Annotated in this window: 16 protein-coding genes; 12 read left to right on the plus strand and 4 right to left on the minus strand. The window is 61.5% G+C overall.

All coding sequences use genetic code 11. The annotated features are described in order from the left end of the window. The first annotated feature begins 72 nt into the window (after positions 1 to 72). From PF1751_RS13200 to PF1751_RS13235, 8 genes are all read left to right on the plus strand, one after another. Positions 73 to 1,506 carry a serralysin family metalloprotease gene (locus tag PF1751_RS13200; RefSeq protein ID WP_044287175.1) on the plus strand — a complete coding sequence of 478 codons (1,434 nt, stop codon included), beginning with the start codon at positions 73 to 75 and terminating at the stop codon, positions 1,504 to 1,506. Between the two features lie 49 nt (positions 1,507 to 1,555). Continuing rightward, positions 1,556 to 1,924, plus strand: a complete 369-nt coding sequence (locus PF1751_RS13205; RefSeq protein WP_010210526.1) for an AprI/Inh family metalloprotease inhibitor — start codon at positions 1,556 to 1,558, stop codon at positions 1,922 to 1,924. Between the two features lie 103 nt (positions 1,925 to 2,027). Further along, the gene (locus PF1751_RS13210; RefSeq protein ID WP_044287176.1) at positions 2,028 to 3,779 is read left to right on the plus strand and encodes a type I secretion system permease/ATPase; all 1,752 of its coding nucleotides are present in this window, start codon (positions 2,028 to 2,030) and stop codon (positions 3,777 to 3,779) included. Then, a complete protein-coding gene (locus PF1751_RS13215; protein WP_010210522.1) occupies positions 3,776 to 5,077 on the plus strand; it encodes an HlyD family type I secretion periplasmic adaptor subunit in 1,302 nt (433 codons plus the stop codon). The genes PF1751_RS13210 and PF1751_RS13215 overlap by 4 nt, the downstream gene beginning before the upstream one ends. A 2-nt stretch (positions 5,078 to 5,079) precedes the next feature. After that, the gene (locus PF1751_RS13220) at positions 5,080 to 6,414 is read left to right on the plus strand and encodes a TolC family outer membrane protein (RefSeq protein ID WP_044287177.1); all 1,335 of its coding nucleotides are present in this window, start codon (positions 5,080 to 5,082) and stop codon (positions 6,412 to 6,414) included. 30 nt (positions 6,415 to 6,444) lie between these two features. Continuing rightward, positions 6,445 to 9,402: an autotransporter serine peptidase EprS gene (gene eprS, locus PF1751_RS13225; RefSeq protein ID WP_044287179.1), complete on the plus strand. Its 2,958-nt coding sequence runs from the start codon at positions 6,445 to 6,447 to the stop codon at positions 9,400 to 9,402. Between the two features lie 43 nt (positions 9,403 to 9,445). Beyond that, positions 9,446 to 12,556: an autotransporter serine protease gene (locus PF1751_RS13230; protein ID WP_044287181.1), complete on the plus strand. Its 3,111-nt coding sequence runs from the start codon at positions 9,446 to 9,448 to the stop codon at positions 12,554 to 12,556. A 49-nt stretch (positions 12,557 to 12,605) separates the two neighbouring features. Beyond that, positions 12,606 to 14,018: a polyurethane esterase gene (locus tag PF1751_RS13235; RefSeq protein ID WP_044287183.1), complete on the plus strand. Its 1,413-nt coding sequence runs from the start codon at positions 12,606 to 12,608 to the stop codon at positions 14,016 to 14,018. A gap of 40 nt (positions 14,019 to 14,058) precedes the next feature. On the opposite strand, the gene PF1751_RS13240 is transcribed toward PF1751_RS13235, so the two are convergent. Continuing rightward, positions 14,059 to 14,283: a YgdI/YgdR family lipoprotein gene (locus PF1751_RS13240; protein ID WP_010210513.1), complete on the minus strand. Its 225-nt coding sequence runs from the start codon at positions 14,281 to 14,283 to the stop codon at positions 14,059 to 14,061. A gap of 186 nt (positions 14,284 to 14,469) precedes the next feature. Here PF1751_RS13240 and PF1751_RS13245 point away from each other — a divergent pair, with 186 nt between their 5' ends. The 3 genes from PF1751_RS13245 (at position 14,470) to PF1751_RS13255 (ending at position 19,381) form a co-directional block, all read left to right on the plus strand. After that, entirely contained in the window at positions 14,470 to 16,116 is a 1,647-nt protein-coding gene (locus PF1751_RS13245) for a VRR-NUC domain-containing protein (RefSeq protein ID WP_042571153.1), read from the plus strand. Then, positions 16,113 to 18,368: an ATP-dependent DNA helicase gene (locus PF1751_RS13250; RefSeq protein ID WP_044287185.1), complete on the plus strand. Its 2,256-nt coding sequence runs from the start codon at positions 16,113 to 16,115 to the stop codon at positions 18,366 to 18,368. Before PF1751_RS13245 ends, PF1751_RS13250 begins: the two co-directional genes overlap by 4 nt. An 80-nt stretch (positions 18,369 to 18,448) precedes the next feature. Continuing rightward, complete coding sequence (locus PF1751_RS13255; RefSeq protein ID WP_010210508.1) at positions 18,449 to 19,381, plus strand: alpha/beta fold hydrolase; 933 nt, start codon at positions 18,449 to 18,451, stop codon at positions 19,379 to 19,381. A 118-nt stretch (positions 19,382 to 19,499) separates the two neighbouring features. On the opposite strand, the gene PF1751_RS13260 is transcribed toward PF1751_RS13255, so the two are convergent. The 3 genes from PF1751_RS13260 to PF1751_RS13270 form a co-directional block, all read right to left on the minus strand. Then, a complete protein-coding gene (locus tag PF1751_RS13260; RefSeq protein ID WP_021493172.1) occupies positions 19,500 to 19,928 on the minus strand; it encodes a nuclear transport factor 2 family protein in 429 nt (142 codons plus the stop codon). A 107-nt stretch (positions 19,929 to 20,035) separates the two neighbouring features. After that, positions 20,036 to 20,986 (minus strand): alpha-E domain-containing protein, encoded by a 951-nt coding sequence (locus PF1751_RS13265; protein WP_010210504.1) that lies wholly within the window; start codon positions 20,984 to 20,986, stop codon positions 20,036 to 20,038. Between the two features lie 2 nt (positions 20,987 to 20,988). Further along, complete coding sequence (locus PF1751_RS13270; protein WP_044287186.1) at positions 20,989 to 22,398, minus strand: circularly permuted type 2 ATP-grasp protein; 1,410 nt, start codon at positions 22,396 to 22,398, stop codon at positions 20,989 to 20,991. 351 nt (positions 22,399 to 22,749) lie between these two features. Between PF1751_RS13270 and PF1751_RS13275 the strand changes: the two genes are divergently transcribed. Continuing rightward, complete coding sequence (locus PF1751_RS13275; RefSeq protein WP_010210502.1) at positions 22,750 to 23,295, plus strand: hypothetical protein; 546 nt, start codon at positions 22,750 to 22,752, stop codon at positions 23,293 to 23,295. Positions 23,296 to 23,333: the final 38 nt, after the last annotated feature.

Consider the following 23,333-nt stretch of genomic DNA (forward strand, 5'->3'; position numbering starts at 1 on the left):
GATAGGACGATCTCGCCCGCGAGGTTCCTATCGAAAAAAGACTGATGCACTTGCACACAAGGAAGTACGTTTATGTCAAAAGTAAAAGACAAGGCTATCGTATCGGCGGCGCAAGCCAGCACCGCTTACTCGCAAATCGATAGCTTCAGCCATCTGTACGACCGTGGCGGCAACCTCACGGTCAATGGCAAACCCTCCTACACCGTTGATCAGGCAGCCACCCAGCTGCTGCGCGACGGCGCCGCGTACCGGGACTTTGACGGCAACGGCAAGATCGACCTGACCTACACCTTCCTGACCTCGGCCTCTTCGAGCACCATGAACAAACATGGCATCTCGGGCTTCAGCCAGTTCAACGCACAGCAGAAAGCACAGGCCGTACTGGCCATGCAATCCTGGGCGGACGTAGCCAAGGTCACCTTCACCGAGAAAGCCAGCGGCGGTGACGGGCACATGACCTTCGGCAACTACAGCAGCGGCCAGGACGGCGCAGCGGCCTTCGCCTACCTGCCCGGCACCGGCGCAGGCTACGATGGCACGTCGTGGTACCTGACCAACAACAGCTACACGCCGAACAAGACCCCGGACCTGAACAACTACGGCCGGCAGACCCTCACCCACGAAATCGGCCACACCCTGGGCCTGGCTCACCCTGGCGACTACAACGCCGGGAATGGCAACCCGACCTACAACGACGCGACCTATGGACAGGACACGCGTGGCTACAGCCTGATGAGCTACTGGAGCGAGAGCAATACCAATCAGAACTTCAGCAAAGGCGGCGTCGAAGCTTACGCCTCCGGCCCGCTGATCGACGACATTGCGGCGATCCAGAAGCTCTACGGCGCCAACTACAGCACCCGTGCCAGCGACACCACCTACGGGTTCAACTCCAACACCGGGCGTGATTTCCTTAGCGCAACGTCGAACGCCGACAAGCTGGTGTTCTCGGTGTGGGACGGTGGCGGCAACGACACCCTGGACTTCTCCGGCTTCACCCAGAACCAGAAGATCAACCTCAATGAAGCGTCGTTCTCCGACGTGGGCGGCCTGGTGGGCAACGTGTCCATCGCCAAGGGCGTGACCATCGAGAACGCTTTCGGCGGCGCCGGCAATGACTTGATCATTGGTAACAACGCGGCCAACGTGATCAAAGGCGGGGCCGGCAACGACCTCATCTACGGCGGCGGCGGAGCGGACCAGCTGTGGGGCGGCGCGGGCAGTGACACCTTTGTGTTCGGTGCCAGTTCCGACTCCAAGCCTGGGGCGGCGGACAAGATCTTTGACTTTGCCTCCGGTTCCGACAAGATCGACCTGTCCGGCATCACCAAGGGCGCAGGCCTGACCTTCGTCAATGCCTTCACCGGGCATGCCGGCGACGCTGTGCTGACCTACGCCGCAGGCACCAACCTGGGCACCTTGGCAGTGGACTTCTCCGGTCACGGCGTGGCGGACTTCCTCGTCACCACCGTCGGCCAGGCTGCGGTCAGCGACATCGTGGCGTGATGCACGGGCGCGGCGCTTCGGCGCCGCGCTTTACCGATGGAGCGTGAACATGCAGCGTTTTTTCAAAATGATCACCGGCGTATTGCAGGTGATGTTCGTGTCGGCAGGAGCCCACGCAATGGCGAGCAGTCTTGTATTACCCACCACCGCCCAATTGGCGGGCCACTGGCAATTGCATCAACACGATCAGGTGTGTGCGCTGGACCTGCTGGAGCAAGCGAATGCCTTGGCTGGCGATGTGGCCTGTGTGGCGCAGTGGCTCGGTGATAAACCCTTGACCTGGTCGCCGACGCCGGATGGCATCTGGCTGATGAACGCCGAAGGCAGCGGTATTACTCACCTCAATCGGCAGAAAGAGGGTGAATATACCGGTCGCACACCCACCGGTCTTGAAGTTGTATTGCAACGCGCACCTTAGTTGCCGTTATAAGCTTATAACTTGAATATATTAGTTGGCCGCTCCGTTATGTGGGGCTGGGGCAACTATTGCGCGCAATTTGTTTCAGGGAAGATCAGAAAACATGGCGAAGTCCCATGCCGTCGCGCCGTTATTCAAGGCGCTGGGTGAATACAAACGTATTTTGATCAGTGTTGGCTGTTTTACGGCATTGATTAACCTGCTGATGCTGGTGCCGTCGATTTATATGCTGCAAGTGTATGACCGCGTGCTGTCCTCCCAGAATGAAACCACCCTGGTGATGTTGACACTGATGGTCGTGGGGTTCTTTGCGTTTATTGGCACGCTTGAGGCGATCCGCAGTTTTATCGTTATCCGTATCGGCAGCCAGTTGGAGCGGCGTTTCAACCTGCGTGTGTACAAGGCCGCGTTTGAGCGCAACCTGCAACGTGGGCAGGGACATGCCGGGCAATCCCTTGGCGATTTGACCCATATCCGCCAATTCATCACGGGACCGGCGCTGTTCGCGTTTTTCGATGCGCCGTGGTTTCCCCTCTACCTGTTTGTGATCTTCCTGTTCAACGTATGGCTGGGCGTGCTGGCCACCGCGGGCGCAGTGCTGTTGATCGGCCTGGCGTGCCTGAATGAATACCTGACCAAAAAGCCGTTGGGCGAGGCCAGTGGTTATTCCCAGCAATCCACGCAATTGGCCACCAGCCACTTGCACAATGCCGAAACCATCCAGGCCATGGGCATGCTCGGTGCGCTGCGCCAACGTTGGTTTGCAGTGCATTCGCAGTTTCTCGGCTTGCAGAACCAAGCCAGTGATACCGGCTCAGTCGTGACCTCGCTGAGCAAATGCCTGCGCCTGTGCCTGCAATCGCTGGTGCTGGGCTTGGGGGCATTGCTGGTGATCAAGGGCGATATGACCGCCGGGATGATGATCGCCGGTTCCATTCTGATGGGGCGAGTGCTCAGCCCCATCGACCAGTTGATTGCGGTGTGGAAGCAATGGAGTTCGGCCAAGCTGGCCTACCAGCGGCTGGATGATCTGTTGCGCGAATTTCCGCCGGAAGTGGAGCAGATGAAGCTGCCGGCGCCCAAAGGTCAGGTCAGTTTCGAACAGGTCAGCGCGGGCCCGCCCGGCCGGCGTGTGGCGACCTTGCATCAAGTCAGTTTCAACCTGGTCGCCGGTGAAGTGCTCGGGGTTCTGGGGGCATCGGGCTCCGGCAAATCGACCCTGGCCCGTGTGTTGGTGGGGGTATGGCCGACCCTGGCGGGCACCGTGCGCCTGGATGGTGCGGACATTCACCGCTGGGACCGCGACGACCTCGGCCCCCACATCGGCTACCTGCCCCAGGACATCGAACTGTTCAGCGGCAGCATTGCCGACAACATCGCGCGTTTTCGCCAGGCTGATCCTGAATCCGTGGTACGTGCCGCGCAGCAGGCCGGCGTGCATGAACTGATCCTGCGTTTACCTCAAGGCTACGACACGGTGCTGGGCGACAACGGCGGCGGCCTGTCGGGCGGTCAGAAACAACGGGTGGCGTTAGCGCGCGCCCTGTACGGCGGGCCGCGCCTGATCGTGCTGGACGAGCCCAACTCCAACCTCGATACCGTCGGCGAAGCGGCCCTGGCCAGCGCCATTGTGCAGATGAAAGCCCAGGGCAGCAGCGTGGTGCTGGTCACCCATCGCTCGTCCGCGCTGGCCCAGGCCGACAAGCTGCTGGTGCTCAGCGAGGGGCATTTGCAGGCATTCGGGCCGAGTCAGGAAGTGCTGCGGGCGTTGTCCGGCCAGCAGGAGCCGCCTAGAGAGAAACCGGGCGTGAGTTTCAGTCGTCAGTACCAGGCCGGAAGGAATCCAGGCGCATGAGCAGCATCACTTTTGAACAACGCGACGCGAACTTCTTCGCGCGTATGGGCTGGCTGCTGACGGTGGTCGGGGCTGGCGGTTTTTTCCTGTGGGCCAGCCTGGCGCCGTTGGACCAGGGGATTCCGGTGCAGGGCACCGTAGTGGTATCGGGCAAGCGCAAGGCGGTGCAAACCCTGAGCCCCGGCGTGGTCAGCCGGATTTTGGTGAAGGAGGGCGAACGGGTGAAGCAAGGCCAGCCGCTGTTTCGTCTCGACCAGACTCAGCACCAGGCCGATGTGCAGTCCCTGCAAGCCCAGTACCGCATGGCCTGGGCCAGCGTGGCACGCTGGCAGAGCGAGCGCGACAACCGGGCCAGCATCCTCTTTCCGCCTGAACTGAGCGCCAATCCCGACCCCGCCCTGGCGCTGGTGCTGGAAGGTCAGCGTCAATTGTTCAGCAGCCGTCGCGAAGCCTTTGCCCGGGAGCAGGCCGGTATCCGCGCCAATATCGACGGCGCCACCGCACAGTTGAACGGCATGCGCCGTGCCCGCAGCGACCTGACCGCCCAGGCCCAATCCCTGCGCGATCAACTGAGCAATCTGCAACCCTTGGCCGACAATGGCTACATCCCGCGCAATCGGCTGATGGACTACCAGCGGCAGTTGTCTCAGGTGCAACAGGACCTGGCGCAGAACACCGGCGAAAGTGGCCGGGTAGAGCAGGGCATTCTCGAATCGCGGTTGAAACTGCAGCAGCACAGTGAGGAATACCAAAAGGAGGTGCGCAGCCAGTTGGCCGATTCGCAACTGCGTAGCCTGACCCTGGAGCAGCAACTTACCTCGGCGGGGTTCGACCTGCAGCACAGCGAAATCAACGCGCCGGCAGATGGCATCGCGGTCAATCTCAGCGTGCACACCGAAGGCGCCGTGGTGCGTGCCGGTGAAACCCTGCTGGAAATCGTGCCCCAGGACACGCGCCTGGAGGTGGAAGGGCACTTGCCGGTGCATTTGGTCGACAAGGTTGGCACCCACCTGCCGGTCGACATCCTGTTCACCGCCTTCAACCAGAGCCGCACACCGCGTGTGCCGGGGGAGGTCAGCCTGATTTCCGCTGACCAGATGCTCGACGAAAAAACCGGCGCGCCCTATTACGTGCTGCGCACCACGGTCAGCGAAGCGGCCCTGGAAAAACTCCACGGGCTGGTGATCAAGCCGGGCATGCCCGCCGAGATGTTCGTGCGCACCGGCGAGCGCTCGTTGCTCAATTACCTGTTCAAGCCGCTGCTCGACCGTGCCGGCTCCGCGTTGACCGAGGAGTAGGCATGAAGCACATGTTTATCGCCTTGCTGTTGACCAGCGCGAGTGCCCAGGCCGCCATGGGCCCGTTCGATGTCTATGAGCAGGCCTTGCGTAACGATCCCGTGTTCCTTGGCGCCATCAAGGAGCGCGACGCCGGTCTGGAAAACCGCGCCATCGGCCGCGCCGGGCTATTGCCGAGGCTCTCGTACAACTACAACAAGGGCCGCAACAATTCCCAAGCGACCTTGCCGGACGGGCGAGGTGGCAATTACCACGACGACCGCAACTACAACAGCTACGGCTCTACCTTCAGCCTGCAACAGCCGCTGTTCGACTACGAGGCCTATGCCAATTACCGCAAGGGCGTGGCCCAGGCATTGTTCGCCGATGAAAGCTTTCGCGACAAGAGCCAGGCGCTGCTGGTGCGGGTGCTGACGTATTACACCCAGGCGTTGTTCGCCCAGGACCAGATCGACATCGCGCGTGCCAAGAAGAAGGCGTTCGAACAGCAATTCCAGCAGAACCAGCATTTGTTCCAGCAAGGCGAGGGGACTCGCACGGACATTCTGGAAGCCGAATCACGCTACGAATTGGCCACCGTCGAAGAGATCCAAGCCTTGGACGAACAGGATGCGTCCCTGCGGGAACTGGGCGCCTTGATCGGCGTGCAGAGCGTCAACATCCATGACCTGGCCCCGCTGAACCAGGGGTTTGCCGCGTTCACCCTGACGCCGGCCAACTATGACACCTGGCATGAGCTGGCGATCAGCAACAACCCCACGCTGGCCTCCCAGCGCCAGGCTCTGGAAGTGGCGCGTTATGAAGTTGAGCGCAATCGCGCCGGGCATTTGCCCAAGGTCACGGCCTATGCCAGCTCGCGACAACAGGAGTCCGACAGCGGCAACACCTACAACCAGCGCTATGACACCAACACCATCGGCGTCGAAGTCAGCCTGCCGCTGTATGCCGGTGGCGGTATCTCCGCGTCCACGCGCCAGGCCAGCCGCGCCATGGAGCAGGCCGAGTACGAACTGGAGGGCAAGACCCGCGAAACCCTGATCGAACTGCGTCGGCAGTTCAGCGCGTGCCTGTCGGGGGTGAGCAAGTTGCGTGCGTATCAAAAGGCACTGGTGTCTGCCGAAGCGCTGGTGGTGTCGACCCAGCAAAGCATCCTCGGCGGCGAGCGGGTCAACCTGGATGCGTTGAACGCCGAGCAGCAGCTCTACAGCACCCGCCGCGACCTGGCACAGGCACGGTATGACTACCTGATGGCCTGGACCAAATTGCATTACTACGCCGGCAACCTGCGGGACACCGACCTGGCAAAAGTCGATGAGGCCTTCGGCCCCATGAAGTAGGCCTCTATAACAACAATAAGGATGGTTTCTATGATCACCGATTCGCCGCGTTTCAAACCGTTTACCGCCACCTCCTTGCTGCTGTTGTCCGTTGCGGCGCAAGCGGCCTACACCGAGAGCGGCCAGCCAGGGAACGCCGCCAGTTGGCGTTCCAGCGAGTTCCAGAGCGACTGGGGGTTGGGACGCATGAAGGCGGATGAAGCTTACGCTGCCGGCATTACCGGCAGCGGGGTAAAGATCGGCGCACTGGACTCAGGCTTCGATCCCAACCATCCGGAGGCCTCCAGGGATCGTTATCACGCCGTCAGCGCCAGCGGCAGTTACGTCGATGGCAGCGCCTTCAGCACCACCGGTGCGCTTAACCCTAACAATGATTCTCACGGTACCCATGTTACCGGCACGATGGGCGCAGCCCGCGACGGCGTGGGCATGCACGGCGTGGCGTACAACGCACAACTCTACGTGGGCAATACCAACGCCAACGACAGCTTCCTGTTTGGCCCGACGCCCGATCCCAAATACTTCAAGGCGGTGTACAGCGCCCTGGTGGATTCCGGTGTGCGGGCAATCAACAACAGCTGGGGCAGCCAACCCAAGGATGTCAGTTACCGCACTCTCGCTGACCTGCATGCGGCCTACGCCCAGCACTACAACCAGGGCACCTGGCTGGATGCGGCGGCGGACGTGGCCAAAGCCGGTGTCATCAACGTCTTCAGCGCCGGCAACAGTGGTTACGCGAACGCCAGCGTGCGCTCGGCGTTGCCGTATTTCCAGCCGGAATTGGAAGGACACTGGCTGGCGGTGTCGGGCCTGGACAAGGCCAACAACCAGAAATACAACCAGTGTGGCATTGCCAAATACTGGTGCATTTCCACCCCCGGTGCGTTGATCAACAGCACCATCCCCGACGGCGGTTATGGCGTCAAATCCGGCACTTCGATGTCGGCGCCCCATGCTACCGGCGCGTTGGCGCTGGTGATGGAGCGCTACCCCTATATGACCAACGAGCAGGCGTTGCAGGTGTTGTTGACCACCGCCACGCAGCTCGATGGTTCCCTCACCCAGGCGCCCACGACCACCGTAGGTTGGGGTGTGCCGGACCTGGGACGGGCGATGCACGGCCCGGGGCAGTTACTCGGGCCTATGAACGTCAGCCTCGCGGCCGGGCAGGGCGATGTATGGAGCAACGGCATCTCCGACCAGGCCTTGCTGCGGCGCCAGGCCGAGGACGCCACCGAGCACAGCGCTTGGCAGCAGACCCTGATCGACAAGGGCTGGCAAAACGGCGTGGGCGCCAATGCCAGCCAGCAGGACCAAACGGACTACGCTGTCGGCACGGCACGCGATCAAGCGGCCGCGACGCGGATCTATGAAGGCAGCCTGATCAAGTCCGGCGCGGGTACGCTGGTACTCAGCGGCGACAGCACCTATCGCGGGGCGACCACCGTCAACGGCGGGTTGCTGGCAGTCAACGGCTCGCTGACCTCTGCGGTGACGGTCAACGACAGCGGCACACTGGGCGGCTCCGGGCGGATTGCCGCGCTGTCGGTTCACCCGGGTGGCCGCGTAGCACCGGGCAACTCCGTGGGCACCTTGCAGGTGGCGGGTGACGTGAACCTGGGGGCAGGTTCGACCTATGCGGTGGAACTCACGCCCACCGACAGCGACCGTATCGTCGCCGGCGGCAGGGCAATCCTGGGCGGCGGCAACGTCACCCTGGCTCTGGAAAATAGCCCGACCCTGCTTAGCGGCGCGCAGGCGCAAAGCCTGATCGGCCGCCAGTACACCATCCTGCAGGCGGTGGGGGGTATCCAGGGCCAATTTGGCCAGGTGTTGCCCGACTATCTGTTCCTCGGGGGCACCCTCGCTTACGCCACCGACGGCGTGCAGTTGGACGTGGTCCGCAATGACGCCACCTTCGCCAGCGTGGCGGCGACCCGCAACCAACGCAACGTAGCCGCTGCCGCCGAGCAATTGGGCGCGGGCAACCCCGTATATGAAAGCGTGCTGCAGTCGGATTCCATTGCGGTCGCGCAACAAGGCTTGCAGCAACTGTCCGGGGAGATCTACCCGGCGATTGGCGCCATGCTGATCAACGACAGCCAGTCGCTACGTGACGCCGTGGGCGAGCGTTTGCGCCATGTGCCGGTCAACGCTGAAAGCAACCTGTGGCTCAAGGCACTTGGCGCCTGGGGCAAGGCCGACAGCCGCAGTGAGACGGCGGGTTCAACCACGTCCCTCGGTGGTTTGCTGGGCGGCGTGGAGGGTGCGCTGGACGAGCAGACTCGCGTGGGGCTGGTCGCCGGTTACAGCGATAGCTCATTGAACATGGGCAGCGGTACACACTCCTCGGCGTCCATCGACAGTTATCACCTCGGCGCGTATGCCGGGCGCGAGCTGGGCGATTGGCGCGTCAGTGCCGGTGGCGCCTACAGCTGGCATCGCGGTGATGTAAAGCGTGATCTGCACTACGGCGCTGTCAGCGGTAAACAGAACGCCAAGCTGGATGCGCACACGGCGCAACTCTTCACCGAAGCGGCCTACCGGATACACCTGCAACCCTTGGCACTGGAGCCGTTTGCCAACCTGGCATATGTGCACCTGGACAGTGAGGCGTTCCATGAAAAAGGCGCTGCTGCGGCGCTGGAGCGTGGTAGCGATCGCCGGGACGCCGTGCTCAGCACGCTTGGCATGCGCGCACTGAAAACCGTTGCCCTCAATGATCACCAACAGCTGCAGCTTTCTGGCTCGCTGGGGTGGCAGCACAGCCTCACCGCCATTGAATCCGAAGAACACCTGGCGTTTGTTGCCGGCGGGCCTTCATTCGCCGTGCGCAGTTCGCCCTTGCTGCGCGACGCCGCGCTGGTGGGCGTGCAGGCCAGCTTGGCGCTGAGCCCGGTCACGCGGGTCAACCTCGATTACAACGGCCAATTGGGTGGCCGGGAGAAAACCCAGGGTGTGGGGCTGAGCCTCAACTGGCAATTCTGAAGCGATTTACACACGTGCAATAAGAAAACTAAGGAAGGTCACCGTGAATACACGCAAGTCAGGGTTAACTACCGCCATCCGCACCGCCCTGGGCTATCCGCTCAAGGCCAACCGCAGCGTGCCATACGGTGCGTTACTGTGTTGCCTGGCAAGCCTGGGTACCGCCCAGGCCGCACCCTATGTGGAAACCGGCAAGCTGGGCGATGCCGCCAGCTGGCGCAGCAATGAGTTCAAGGCCGACTGGGGCCTGGGCGCTGTGCATGCGGATACCGCGTATGCCGCCGGCTACACCGGCAAAGGCGTCAAGCTGGGGATCTTCGATCAGCCGGTGTATGCCCAGCATCCGGAGTTCGCCAGCCCCGGCAAGGTGGTGACGATTGTCACCGAGGGAATTCGCCAATACACCGACCCGTACATTCCGGTGAAGGCCGGCGATGCGTTTCGTTATGACGGCACACCGTCCCTCGGTTCCAATGGCAAGCTCGGCAACCACGGAACCCACGTCGGCGGAATCGCCGCGGGTAACCGCGATGGCGGGCCGATGCACGGCGTGGCCTTTGATGCGCAAATCATCAGCGCCGAGAACGGTGACCCGGGTCCTGAAGACGGCATCATCCTCGGCAACGATGGCGCGGTGTACAAGGCCGGCTGGGACGCCTTGGTCGCCAGCGGCGCGCGGATCATCAACAACAGCTGGGGCATTGGCATCGGTGACCAGTACGCCAAGGGCGGGCGCGACCCGGCTTTCCCGAATTTCACGGTCAATGAAGCGCAGGCGCAGTTCAATAACATCCGGCCGATCCTCGGAACGATCGCCGGTGGCGCCTACCAGGGCGCGATCGACGCGGCCCGCAGCGGCGTGCTGACGATCTTCGCCGCCGGTAACGACTACAACCGCAATAACCCGGACGCGATTTCGGGGCTGGCGTACTTTGTGCCGGAGATTGCACCCAACTGGCTGTCCGTCGCGGCCTTGCAACAGAACCCGGACACCGCGAGCGCCGATCCGTATGTGATCAGTACGTTCTCTTCACGTTGCGGTTATGCGGCGAGCTTTTGCGTGTCGGCCCCCGGTACCAAGATCTACAGTTCCGTCATCAACGGCACCAACCTGGACAATCTCACCACCGATTACGCCAACTTCAACGGCACGTCCATGGCGGCGCCCCATGTAGCCGGCAGCGCGGCCGTGCTGATGGAGCGTTTCCCGTACATGAGCGGCGACCAGATTTCGACGCTGCTCAAGACTACCGCCACCGATCTCGGCGCACCGGGCATCGACTCGCTGTACGGCTGGGGCATGATCAACCTGGGCAAGGCGATCAATGGCCCGGGGATGTTTGTCACGGCCGAGGACATCCCGGCCGAGTTCCGCATCGACGGCGCCTATGGCAGCGGGCAGTTTGTCGCGGATTTGCCGGGCGTAGGCGCGATTGTCGATGCCGGCAAGCCGACTCAGCGCATCTGCAACGATGTGCATTGCGGGCTGGACCTGTGGAGCAATGACATCGCCGGGCACGGCGGCCTGACCAAACAGGGCATTGGCACGCTGATACTCACCGGCACCAATACCTACAGCGGCCCGACGTTGGTCAACCAGGGCCTGCTGGCGATCAATGGCTCGGTCACCTCGCCGGTGACCGTGAGCCAAAGTGGCGTGGTCGCAGGCTCAGGGCGCATCGGTTCACTGCTGGCGAAAGCCGGCGGCACGGTAGCGCCGGGCAACTCCATCGGCACCTTGAACGTGGCGGGGGATGTGACGTTTGAGGCCGGGTCGACCTACGCCGTGGAGCTGTCGCCCACCAACAGCGATCGTATTGTGGCGGGAGGCACCGCCACGTTGAACGGCGGCACGGTGACCCTCGCGCTGGAAAACAGCCCGACGCTGCTCAGTGGCGCACAGGCGCAAAGCCTGATCGGGCGCCAGTACAACATCCTGCAAGCCGCCGGCGGAGTTAGCGGCAGCTTTGGCGCGGTGCTGCCCAACTACCTGTTCCTTGGCGGCAATCTGAACTATGCGGCCAACGGCGTGCAACTGGACGTGGCGCGTAACGCCAACAGTTTTGCCAGCGTGGGGGCCACGGACAACCAGCGGGCCGTGGCCGCCTCCGCCGAGCAGTTGGGCGCGGGCAATGCCGTGTATGAGAGCCTGCTGCTGGCGCCGGATGCTGCTTCGGCGCAAGGTGCTTTCCAGCAACTGTCGGGGGAAATCTACCCGGCACTGGAAACCGCCCTGGTCAATGACAGCCGCTATGTACGCGAAGCCGTCGGCGAGCGCCTGCGCAATGGAGAGATGGGTGCGACCAGCGAGACCGTCGACACCCGTGGCAACGTGTGGGTGAAGGCCTTGGGCGCCTGGGGCAAGACCGACAGCCGCAGCGACACTGCAGGCTATACGACCTCCATCGGCGGCATGCTCGCCGGGGTGGACGGTGCACTCGACGAGTCCACGCGCATCGGCCTGGTCGCGGGCTACAGCGATACCTCACTGAACATGGGCAGCGGCACGCATTCACGTGCGTCGGTCGACAGCTACCACTTCGGCGCCTATGCCGGGCATGAGATCGGCGCCTGGCGCTTGAGCGGGGGTGCCACCTACAGCTGGCACCGCGCAGACGTGAAGCGCGACCTGCAATACGGCGACGTCTCCGGCAAGCAGAAAGCCAAGGTTGATGCACGCAGCACCCAGGTGTTCACCGAGGCGGCCTATCGCATCAACGTGCAACCGTTAGCGCTGGAGCCATTCGCCAACCTGGCCTATGTGCACTTGGACAGCGATGGTTTCACCGAAAAAGGTGACGCTGCGGCGCTTGAAAGTCGCGACGATACCCGCGACCTGGTGCTGAGCACCCTGGGTATGCGCGCCCTGAAAACCTTCAATGTGAATGACCACCAGCAGTTGGAGGTGTCCGGCACCTTGGGCTGGCAGCACACCCTGAGCAGCACTGACTCGGAGCAGCACCTGGCCTTCGCCTCGGGCGGACCTTCGTTTGCCGTCGAAAGTGCGCCGATGGCGCGTGATGCCGCGTTGGTCGGTGCACGGGTGAGTCTGGCGTTAAGCAAGGAAGCGCGGGTGAACTTCGACTACAACGGCCTGCTGTCCAGCAAGGACAAAGTCCATGGGGTGGGCTTGAGCCTCGATTGGGCGTTCTGATGATTGCTACTTGGCTTTCTCGACATTCAACAACAAGAGAGGCGGCACCATGGGTATCTTTGATTATAAAAACCTCGGGACCGAGGGCTCAAAAGCATTGTTCGCCGATGCCATGGCGATCACGTTGTATTCCTATCACAACCTGGATAACGGCTTTGCCGTGGGGTACCAGCACAACGGCCTGGGGCTGGGCTTGCCAGCTACGTTGGTCGGGGCGCTGTTGGGCAGCACGGACTCCCAGGGCGTAATCCCCGGCATCCCCTGGAACCCGGACTCCGAAAAAGCCGCGCTGGACGCGGTACACAAGGCCGGTTGGACGCCCATCAGCGCCAGCACCCTGGGTTACAGTGGCAACGTCGATGCGCGAGGCACCTTCTTTGGCGAGAAGACGGGCTACACCACGGCCCAGGTCGAGGTGCTGGGCAAGTACGATGACGCCGGAAAACTGCTGGAAATCGGCATTGGTTTTCGCGGCACTTCGGGGCCTCGGGAAACCTTGATCAGCGATTCCATCGGTGACCTGGTCAGCGACCTGCTGGCCGCCCTGGGCCCCAAGGATTACGCGAAGAATTACGCCGGGGAAGCCTTCGGCGGTTTGCTCAAGAATGTGGCCGACTACGCCAGCGCCCAAGGCTTGAGCGGTCACGATGTGGTGGTCAGCGGCCACAGCCTGGGCGGGCTGGCAGTCAACAGCATGGCCGACCTGAGCAACAGCAAGTGGTCGGGGTTCTACAAGGACGCGAACTACGTGGCCTATGCCTCGCCGACCCAGAGTGCCAGCGACAAGGTGCTCAACATCGGCTACGAGAATGACCCGGTGTTCCGTGCGCTGGATGGCACATCCTTCAACCTGTCTTCTCTGGGTGTGCACGACACCCCCCATGAGTCCACCACCGACAATATTGTCAGTTTCAACGACCACTACGCCTCGACGCTGTGGAATGTGCTGCCGTTTTCCATTGTCAATCTGCCGACTTGGGTTTCGCACTTGCCTACCGGGTACGGCGATGGCCTGAGTCGCGTGCTTGACTCCGGGTTCTATGAGCAAATGACCCGCGACTCCACCGTGATCGTCGCCAACCTGTCCGACCCGGCACGGGCCACCACCTGGGTGCAGGACCTCAACCGCAATGCCGAGCCGCATAAGGGCAATACCTTCATCATCGGCAGCGACGGCAACGACCTGATCCAGGGCGGCAAGGGTGCGGACTTTATCGAAAGCGGCAAAGGCAATGACACGATTCGTGACAACAGCGGGCACAACACCTTTTTGTTCAGCGGTCAGTTTGGCCAGGACCGGATCATCGGCTATCAGCCAAGCGATCAACTGGTATTCAAGGAGGTAGAGGGGAGTGCTCAATACCGTGAGCAGGGAGGGGACACAGTGATCAGCTTCGGCGCAGATTCGGTGACATTGGTGGGGGTCAACGGGTGGTCGGGGGAGGGCGTTGCCATCGGTTGAAGAGGGTCAGTGGGGGCCCGGCCCCCACTGACCTATTCGATCAGCCTTCCTTACGCACGGTGGCCACATCGGCAGCCTTGACCCGTACACGCTTGCCGGCTATGTCGGTGAACTCGTAGAAGCCATCGGCGGTCTGGGTTTTCGGGGTGTCCTTGGTCAAATACTGCGTGCCATTTTGCAGCGTCACTACGGTTTGCGTCGCGCAACCGGCTAATACCAGAAAAGTGAGTGCAACCAGCGGCAGACCCAAATTCTTCATGTTCATAACCCTTACCTTAACCCTTAAAAGTCCCGCGCCAGAGGCCGCGGGCAACAAATGTTACGCCATCGACTTCACCATCTGATCACTTTTATGCAAAAAGTTGCAGCCGCCATTTATCTATTAGCGATTGCAACCTGGTCTTTGCGACGGCACTCTGTATGCATAACCAGTATTTGATCGCTGCGTACTATGGCCAATCCCCTCGAAGACCCGCTCTATTACCTGCATAACTTCCGCCAGGTCCTGCATTGGCTGGGGCTACGTTATGCGGATCTGCTCGATGCGGACGAACAGCATTTCATTCAGCAATTTGACAGGTTGCCGCAGCCATCCCAGGCGCTTTTGGTGCGCATGGTGATGCGCAAGGGCGTGCATTTCCGGGCGGGCAAACTCAACTACGTGGAGATCGGCTGCACCCACACCGCTGCTGCGCCGTTGCTTGAATTGGGCTGGGTCGACACTCAGTTCTTACTGGCCTTTGAAGAGCTGTTTGCCTTGCTGCAAAAGGGCGAAATCCTCGGCGCGTTCAAGCCCTGGATCGACCAGCCCAAAGGCAGGAAGTCCGATTGGCTGCAAGGGCTGTCGGCACACTTTACCGACCGCCGCAGTTTTGCTGGCTGGTGTCCGGAGCTTGCCGACACGCTGTACAGCCTCTCGATCATGGAGCTGTGCGACCGCCTGCGCCTGATGTTCTTCGGCAACCTGCATCAGGACTGGTCGGAATTCGTGCTGGCAGACCTGGGCATCTACACCTACGAAAAAGTCGAATTCTGCGCAGAATCCCGCGGCCTGCGCAGCCGTGACGATGTGCATGGTTTTCTGTTCCTGCACCAATGCCAGCAGGCTTTTGAGGCCGGTGAAACGCTGGAGCAGGTACTGGCGCAGATCGCAACCTTGAGTACCGACAATCCTTGGCTGGAAAAGCGGCGGGCCAAATTGTTGTTCCAGATCGGTCAACAGTGCGAGCGCATTGCCGAACTGGCATTGGCGGAACAGATCTACCGCACGTGCGCCTATCCCGGTGCCCGCTCCAGGTTGATACGGGTGCTGGAGCGCCAGGAGGACTACGGCCAAGCCATGGCCTTGGCGAACGCCGCTCAACAGGCTCCGGAAAGCGCCGCCGAGCAGCAGCACTTATTGCGTGTGGTGCCACGGCTGCGCCGCAAACTGGGTAAGCCGGCCTTGCCCAAAGCGCAGCCTCGTGCGGTCACGCGCCTGGACCTGGCCCTTGCGCTACCCGAGCCGCTGATGTCGGTGGAGTACTGCGTGCAGGCGCACCTCAGCGAGCCTGATGGGCCGGTGCACTACGTTGAAAACGGGCTGATCAATTCACTGTTCGGCCTGCTGTGCTGGGACGTAATCTTTGCGCCGCTGCCGGGCTCATTCTTCCATCCGTTTCAACGTGGCCCGGCGGACCTGCACAGCGAGGACTTCCGCCCGCGCCGTGCACCGCTGTTCGCTGCGTGTTTCGAGCAGTTGCAGGACGAACGCTACAAAACCACGATTCGCCAGCGTTACAGCGACAAATGGGGGATCCAGTCGCCCTTCGTGTTCTGGAACCTGCTGAGCGAAGACCTGCTGGAACAGGCCCTAGCCTGCCTGCCCGCCGAACACCTGCGCTACTGGTTCGAACGGCTGTTACTGGACATTCGCGCCAACCGCGCCGGCATGCCGGACCTGATCCAGTTCTGGCCGACGCAAAAAACCTACCGCATGATCGAGGTCAAGGGACCTGGCGATCGCCTGCAGGATAACCAGTTGCGCTGGCTGGAGTTCTGCAGCGAATACCAGATGCCGGTAACGGTCTGCTATGTGCGCTGGGCAGAGTCGGCTTGAGCTACAGCGTTGCCGTGCGCGCACTGTGCGAGTTCACGGCCAAGGTCGGTGACCTCGACCTGCGCTTCACACCGTCGCCCAGTGCTCAGGAAGGCATCATCGGCCACCGCACCGTCGCTTCGCGGCGCAGCGCGCACTACCAGAATGAAGTGGCGCTAGAAGGCGAGTACCAACAACTCAAGGTGCGGGGCAGGGCGGACGGCTACGACCCGGACGCCAACCGTCTGGAAGAAGTGAAGACCTATCGCGGTGACCTCGATGCCCAGCCCGCCAACCATCGTCAATTACACTGGGCTCAGGTCAAAGTGTATGGCTGGTTGATGTGCCAGAAACTCAACCTCTCGCACATCAACCTGGCGCTGGTGTACTTCGACATCGTCGGTGAAGGCGAGACGGTGCTCAACCAACGCTTTCAAGCCGCCGAGCTGGAACCCTTCTTCAACCAGCAATGCGCGCTGTTCCTCGGTTGGGCCCAGCAGGAAATGGCACACCGCGAAGCGCGCAACAGCGCCGCGCAAACCCTGGCGTTTCCCCATGCCGGTTTCCGTCCTGGGCAGCGTTCGCTTGCCGAGTCGGTGTACAAGGCGGTCAGTACCGGCCGTTGTCTGATGGCCCAGGCACCGACCGGCATTGGCAAGACCATCGGTACGATTTTCCCCTTGCTCAAGGCGTTGGCGCCTCAGCGACTGGACAAGCTGTTCTTCCTCACCGCCAAGACCCCCGGCCGCAAGCTCGCCCTGGATGCCGCCCACGTGCTGCATGCCAGCAGTCCTGACCAGCCACTGCGAGTGCTGGAACTGGTGGCGCGGGACAAAGCCTGCGAGCACCTGGACAAAGCCTGTCACGGTGACGCCTGCCCGCTGGCCAAGGGCTTCTACGACCGTCTGCCCGCCGCGCGCATCGCCGCCGCCAAGGTGCGCCTGCTGGACCAGCACAACCTGCGCGACGTGGCGTTGGCCCATGATGTCTGCCCGTATTACCTGAGCCAGGAAATGGCACGCTGGGCCGACCTGGTGGTCGCCGACTACAACTACTACTTCGATTTTGGCGCCATGCTGTTCGGCCTGGCCCAGCTCAACCAATGGCGCGCAGCCGTGCTGGTGGACGAGGCGCACAATCTGGTCGAGCGGGCTCGCTCGATGTACAGCGCCAGTCTCGACCAGTACCACCTCAAGACACTGCGCGAGACCGCCCCCGAGCCCTTGAAGCAACCCTTGCAGCGGCTTAACCGCGCGTGGAACGCATTGCACAAGGACCAACTCGCGCCGTACCAGGCCTACACCGCCCGCCCCGAGAAGCTGTTGCAGGCCCTGAGCCTGTGCGCCAGCGCCATGGGTGAATACTTCAACGATCACCCCGAATCCCTCAGCGGCGACCTGCAACGCTTCTATTTCGAGGTGCTGCAGTTCGGCAAGGTCGCCGAGCTGTTCAACGAACACTTCATTTTCGACATCAGCAAGCGCCAGCTCAACGGCAAGCGCAGCAGCTCGACCCTGTGCCTGCGCAACGTGGTGCCCGCCGAGTTCATCCGCCCACGGTTGACGGCAGCCCGCAGCAGCGTGCTGTTTTCCGCGACCCTGAGCCCCCGACATTACTACGCGGACTTGCTCGGCTTGCCGGCGGATACGGCATGGATCGATGTGGAATCGCCGTTCAAGGCCGAGCAATTACACGTGCGCATCGTTGATGAAATATCCACCCGTTTCGTCCATCGCCACGCCTCGTTGGAACCTATCGTCGAGCTGATCGCTCGCCAGTACACCCAGCAACCTGGCAATTACCTGGCATTCTTCAGCAGTTTCGATTATCTGCAACAAGTGGCGCAGTTACTGGCCGAGAAGCACCCAACGATCACGCTGTGGCAACAGTCTCGCGGCATGGCCGAAGCCGAGCGCCAGGCCTTTCTCGACCAATTCACCGAGCACAGTCAGGGCATCGGTTTCGCGGTATTGGGCGGTGCATTCGGCGAAGGCATCGACCTACCCGGTGCCCGCCTGATCGGCGCATTCATTGCCACCCTCGGCTTACCCCAGCTAAACCCGGTCAACGAACAGATGAAGCTGCGCATGGGCGCGATCTTCGGCGCGGGTTACGACTACACCTACCTGTACCCTGGTATCCAGAAAGTCGTGCAGGCCGCAGGCCGGGTGATTCGCAGCCAACAGGATCAGGGCGTGGTGATGCTGATCGATGACCGGTTTGGCGAGGCACGGGTACGTCAATTGTTGCCGCGCTGGTGGACGGTGGCTTGAGTCATTCCTGGCGTCAATGATGCTGGCGGCTTGAACAGCAAGGGTCCACGCTGGGCAAAACCGTCAAACAGGTCATGCCCATGAGCCAGCACCTCATCAGCGTCAACGGTATTGAGTTAAGTGTTCATATTGCGGGGCCCGAACAGGGCGTACCGGTCTGGCTGCTTCACGGTTTCCCGGAGTGCTGGCACTCCTGGCGCGAACAGATTCCCGTACTGGCAGCGGCGGGTTATCGGGTGTTTGCCCCGGAAATGCGCGGTTATGGCCGCACCTGTTCACCGCCTGAAATAACCGACTATGACCTGTTGACGCTATGCGGCGATATCCAGCAGGCCATGGACCACTTCGGCCATACCCAGGTGGTGATGGTCGGCCATGACTGGGGCGCCGTGGTGGCCTGGCACCTGGCGCTGCTTGAGCCTGAGCGTGTCACACGCTTGATCACGCTGTCCGTGCCATTCGCCGGACGTGCACGGCGGCCAGTGATCGAGATCATGCGCGAGTTGTACGCCGACCGTTTCAACTACATCCTGTATTTCCAGACACCGGGCGTTGCCGAGCAGGAGTTGGACGCCGATATCGAACGCACACTGCGCCTGTTCATGCAGGACCAGGATGTGTTTTTGCAACAGAAACCGGCCAGCGCCACCTTGCTTGAAGGCGTTCCGGCGCCCGGTCCATTACCACACTGGTGCTCCCAGGCGGATCTGGACGTTTATGTGAGCACCTTCGCAGACCACGGTTTCCGCGGCCCGCTGAATTGGTATCGCAATTTCGAACGCAACTGGCAACGCACTGAGTTCCTGGCGGGACAGCAAGTACTGCAACCCACGCTGTTTCTGATCGGCGACCGCGATCCGGTGGGGGTCTTCGAAGCCCACACGCTCAAGCGCATGCCGGATTCAGTGCCACAGCTTGAGCAGCACGTACTGGCGAACTGTGGTCACTGGATCCAGAACGAACAAGCCCGACAGGTCAACGCGCTAATGCTCGGGTTTCTAGGGAAAATCTAAAGGTCGCGCCTCGACCCGGTTGATCCACCAAGCGGATGCTGCGCCCATGCAATTGCAGGGTGCGGTGCACGAGGCGCAGGCTCACGTCCGCCAGCACCGTTGGCACCGACGTCGCTAATCAGCCCTTGGCCTTGGCCAGGTAAGGCGCCAGGCGCCGGCCCATTTCCTCACCCAGGGCTTGCAGCCCGCTCAACGGGCGGATCATCACTTCAAACTCGATGATCTGCCCTTGTTCGTTGAAACGGATCAGGTCGATGCCCTTGAGTTGCTTGTCGCCCACGCGCGCGCTGAATTCCAGCACGACACTCAAGCCATCGCCGGTGGCGAGTTCGCGGTGATAGGTGAAGTCCTCGAACACGTTGATCACCGTATTGAGGATCATCGAGACGACCGGCGCGCCAGGGTACGGCGTATGGGCCATGGGCGAGCGGAAAACAGCGTCGGGCGCCAGCAGGTCGGGCAGGGCCTTGAGGTCACGATTGGCCAACATGGCGTGCCAGCGTTGCAGGGTTTTGGCGGCGGTAGGGGTGAGGTTGAGTTCGGACATGCGCTGTACCTGTTCTTATGATGGGAAGGCGTTCACCTGCCCAACATAAGAGCGGTATCCAAGCAGGGTCAATCACCCTAACTGACAGTTAAGTGCCCGAAATGCACTCAGACCATTTCCAGGTAGGAACTTTGAATCGCCCGCGCCAGCTCGCGCACGGTGTCGATAAAGTCCGTCAGACGGCTGTGCAATCCCTCTTCAAGAATCTCATCAATCCCGGTATACCTCAGCCGCGCCTCGAACTCCGCCGCCAGACGCTGCGCCGTGCGCCCATAACTGCCGGGCAGGTCTGCCAGAATATGGCTCAGTTCCTCGATGCAGGCATGCAACGAACGCGGCACATCACTGCGCAACAGCAGCAACTCGGACACGGAACGGGCATTCAGTGCGTTCGGGTACAGCTCGGTGTAGGCCTCGAACGACGACAACGCGCGGAGCAGGGCACTCCACTGGTAGTAACCGCGTGCCGACAAGTCGCTGACTTCTTCCGACTCTTCGCCAAACATCTCGTAGCGCGCATCCAGCAAGCGCAGGGTGTTATCGGCGCGCTCGACAAAGGTGCCCAGGCGGATAAACCGATAGGCGTCGTTGCGCATGATCGTCCCGGAGGTAGCCCCCCGGAACAGGTGCGAGCGCTGCTTGACCCAATCACAGAAGTGGCTGATGCCATGTCGCGCCAGGCCGCCGGCGGCGATGCTGCGCATTTCCAGCCAGGTGGCGTTGAGGTTTTCCCACATATCGGCAGTGATGCGCCCGCGTACCGCGTGGGCATTGCCACGGGCGGCACGTAGGCAGTTGTAGATGCTGGCGGGGTTTTCTTCGTCGAGGGCGAAAAAGTGCAGCATACGCTCGGCGTCCAGCTGTTTATGGCGTTCCAGGTAACTGTCCAGGGTGCCGCTGCTGAGCAACGACATGGCCAGTTCATCCAGTCCGTCACTGCGCCCGGCCTGGGGCATCAATGACAGCGAATAACTCACTTCCAGCATGCGTGCCAGGTTCTCGGCACGTTCCAGGTAACGGGACATCCAGTACAGATCTGCGGCGGTTCTACTCAACATACTCAGCCCTCCACCACCCAGGTGTCCTTGGTTCCACCGCCTTGCGACGAGTTGACGATCAACGAGCCTTCCTTCAGCGCCACGCGGGTGAGGCCGCCCGGCACCAGGCGGGTTTCCTTGCCCGAGAGCACAAAGGGCCGCAGGTCGATATGCCGTGGGGCGATGCCGTTTTCGACAAACGTGGGGCAGGTGGACAGGCTCAGGGTCGGCTGGGCGATGTAGGCATGGGGCCTGGCCTTGATGCGTTGGCGAAAATCCTCGATCTCGGCCGCGCTGGACGCCGGCCCTACCAGCATGCCGTAGCCGCCGGAGCCCTGGGTTTCCTTGACCACCAGTTGCGGCAGGTTGGCCAGGACGTGGGACAGTTCGTCGGGCTTGCGGCACTGGAAGGTCGGTACGTTCTGTAACACCGGCTCTTCATCCAGGTAGAAACGGATCATTTCCGGGACGTAGGGGTAGATTGATTTGTCGTCGGCCACGCCGGTGCCGATGGCGTTGGCCAGCACCACGTTGCCGGCGCAATAAGCGGCGACCAGGCCGGGCACGCCAAGCATCGACTCGGGGTTGAACGCCTTGGGGTCGAGGAAGGCGTCGTCGATACGCCGGTAAATCACATCCACCGGTTTGGGGCCGTCGGTGGTGCGCATAAACACCTTGAGGTCCTGCACAAACAGGTCCGCGCCCTCTACCAGCTCAACGCCCATTTCACGGGCCAGGAACGCATGCTCGAAAAACGCACTGTTGAAGCGACCCGGCGTCAGCACCACCACGTTGGGGTTGTCCAGGCGGCTTGAGCTCTTCAGGGTCTTGAGCAGCAGGTTGGGGTAGTGGTCCACCGGCGCGATGCGCTGCTTGGCGAACACTTCGGGGAACAGGCGCATCATCATCTTGCGGTCTTCGAGCATGTAGCTCACGCCGCTGGGGGTGCGCAGGTTGTCTTCAAGCACGTAATAGGTGCCGTCGCCATCGCGCACCAGGTCCACGCCGGAAATGTGCGAATAGATGTCGCGGTGCAGGTCCAGGCCGACCATGGCCTTCTGGTAACCCTCGTTGCCCAGCACCTGGTCCGCCGGAATGATCCCGGCTTTGATGATGCGCTGGTCATGGTAGATGTCGGCAAGAAACATGTTCAGTGCATTGACGCGCTGGATACAGCCGCGTTCGATCACGCTCCACTCACTGGCGGGGATGCTGCGGGGGATGATGTCGAAGGGAATCAGGCGCTCGGTGTCTTGCTCGTCGCCATACAAGGTGAAGGTGATACCGGCGCGGTGGAACAGCAAGTCGGCTTCACGGCGACGCTGGGCCAGCAGATCCGGCGGCGTGTTCGCCAGCCAGCGGGAGAAATCCTGGTAATGCGCACGGCACACGCCGTTTGCGTCATTCATTTCATCAAAGAAAGATCGAGCCATTCCAGTACCTTGTCAGTGCCGAGGAAGCAGGGGGGGCACTGCCGTTTCAAAAAACGCATTTTTTATGAGCCCGTGGCGATGGGTGCCAATGGGCCTGGTCCTTACTTTCTTATGGGGTCGGCTCTGGGTCGGGGGGTAACCAATGCTCCTGTATCCGGGCAGATGAATGGATAAAGCAATGCCTGTGCCGGAATGCCGGAAACCCTCGATTTGTTGGGTATGGGGCGATTCCAACAGGCCAGCGCTCCCATTCATGGTGCACGCTCTGTTCCGATTTGGTGCGTGAGCAAACTTGAACTTCATCCGTACCTGATTCTTCTAACAGGACACGAACCCGCATGGAGCATCGATGTGCCCAGAATCATCTCACCGGACACTCCGGAATCGAGCCTGATCGATCACAGTGAACACAACGCCAAGATTTTCGGCTCGCCCAAGGACCGCCTCGACTTCTATCGGCGCGAAATCCAATACGAAACCTCCATCCTCGCCAACCGTACTGACGCTTATCTCACCGCGCAGTCGTTCCTGGTGATTGCCTTTGTGTCGGGCATGGGGAACCTCAACCCCGAATGGGGCAAGTTGTTCACCTTGGTGGTGCCGATCTTTCTCGCAGTGTTGGGCATCCTCAGTTCCCTCAACGCATGGCCTGGGATCCGTGCGGCGTATGACATCATCGATCACTGGCACTTCAAGCAAAGCGAGCTGTTGCGCAGCGAGCCGGTGATGGGCATGGCGTATGACGAGTCGCCGCTGTTTTCCGAGATGGAGTCGTCCCACAAGGGGTATCGCAAGTCGCTGCTGTTCTCCATGCGCGCACCTTGGTTGTTCATGGTGTTCTGGGTAATGCTCGCCGCTTACGCGTTTTACATCCAGGTCGACAACCCAGGGTCGTAAGCCGATGGAACTTCATCGCCCCGGGCATGACCTTAACT

The sequence above is a fragment of the Pseudomonas simiae genome (assembly GCF_000934565.1).
Lineage (GTDB): Bacteria > Pseudomonadota > Gammaproteobacteria > Pseudomonadales > Pseudomonadaceae > Aquipseudomonas > Aquipseudomonas simiae.

Bases quoted from the DNA above. Each gene is read 5' to 3' on its own strand.
- PF1751_RS13200 (WP_044287175.1), top strand. From the start codon at position 73: ATGTCAAAAGTAAAAGACAAGGCTATCGTATCGGCGGCGCAAGCCAGC.
- PF1751_RS13205 (WP_010210526.1), top strand. From the start codon at position 1,556: ATGCAGCGTTTTTTCAAAATGATCACCGGCGTATTGCAGGTGATGTTC.
- PF1751_RS13210 (WP_044287176.1), top strand. From the start codon at position 2,028: ATGGCGAAGTCCCATGCCGTCGCGCCGTTATTCAAGGCGCTGGGTGAA.
- PF1751_RS13215 (WP_010210522.1), top strand. From the start codon at position 3,776: ATGAGCAGCATCACTTTTGAACAACGCGACGCGAACTTCTTCGCGCGT.
- PF1751_RS13220 (WP_044287177.1), top strand. From the start codon at position 5,080: ATGAAGCACATGTTTATCGCCTTGCTGTTGACCAGCGCGAGTGCCCAG.
- eprS (WP_044287179.1), top strand. From the start codon at position 6,445: ATGATCACCGATTCGCCGCGTTTCAAACCGTTTACCGCCACCTCCTTG.
- PF1751_RS13235 (WP_044287183.1), top strand. From the start codon at position 12,606: ATGGGTATCTTTGATTATAAAAACCTCGGGACCGAGGGCTCAAAAGCA.
- PF1751_RS13240 (WP_010210513.1), bottom strand. From the start codon at position 14,283: ATGAACATGAAGAATTTGGGTCTGCCGCTGGTTGCACTCACTTTTCTG.
- PF1751_RS13245 (WP_042571153.1), top strand. From the start codon at position 14,470: ATGGCCAATCCCCTCGAAGACCCGCTCTATTACCTGCATAACTTCCGC.
- PF1751_RS13255 (WP_010210508.1), top strand. From the start codon at position 18,449: ATGAGCCAGCACCTCATCAGCGTCAACGGTATTGAGTTAAGTGTTCAT.
- PF1751_RS13260 (WP_021493172.1), bottom strand. From the start codon at position 19,928: ATGTCCGAACTCAACCTCACCCCTACCGCCGCCAAAACCCTGCAACGC.
- PF1751_RS13265 (WP_010210504.1), bottom strand. From the start codon at position 20,986: ATGTTGAGTAGAACCGCCGCAGATCTGTACTGGATGTCCCGTTACCTG.
- PF1751_RS13270 (WP_044287186.1), bottom strand. From the start codon at position 22,398: ATGGCTCGATCTTTCTTTGATGAAATGAATGACGCAAACGGCGTGTGC.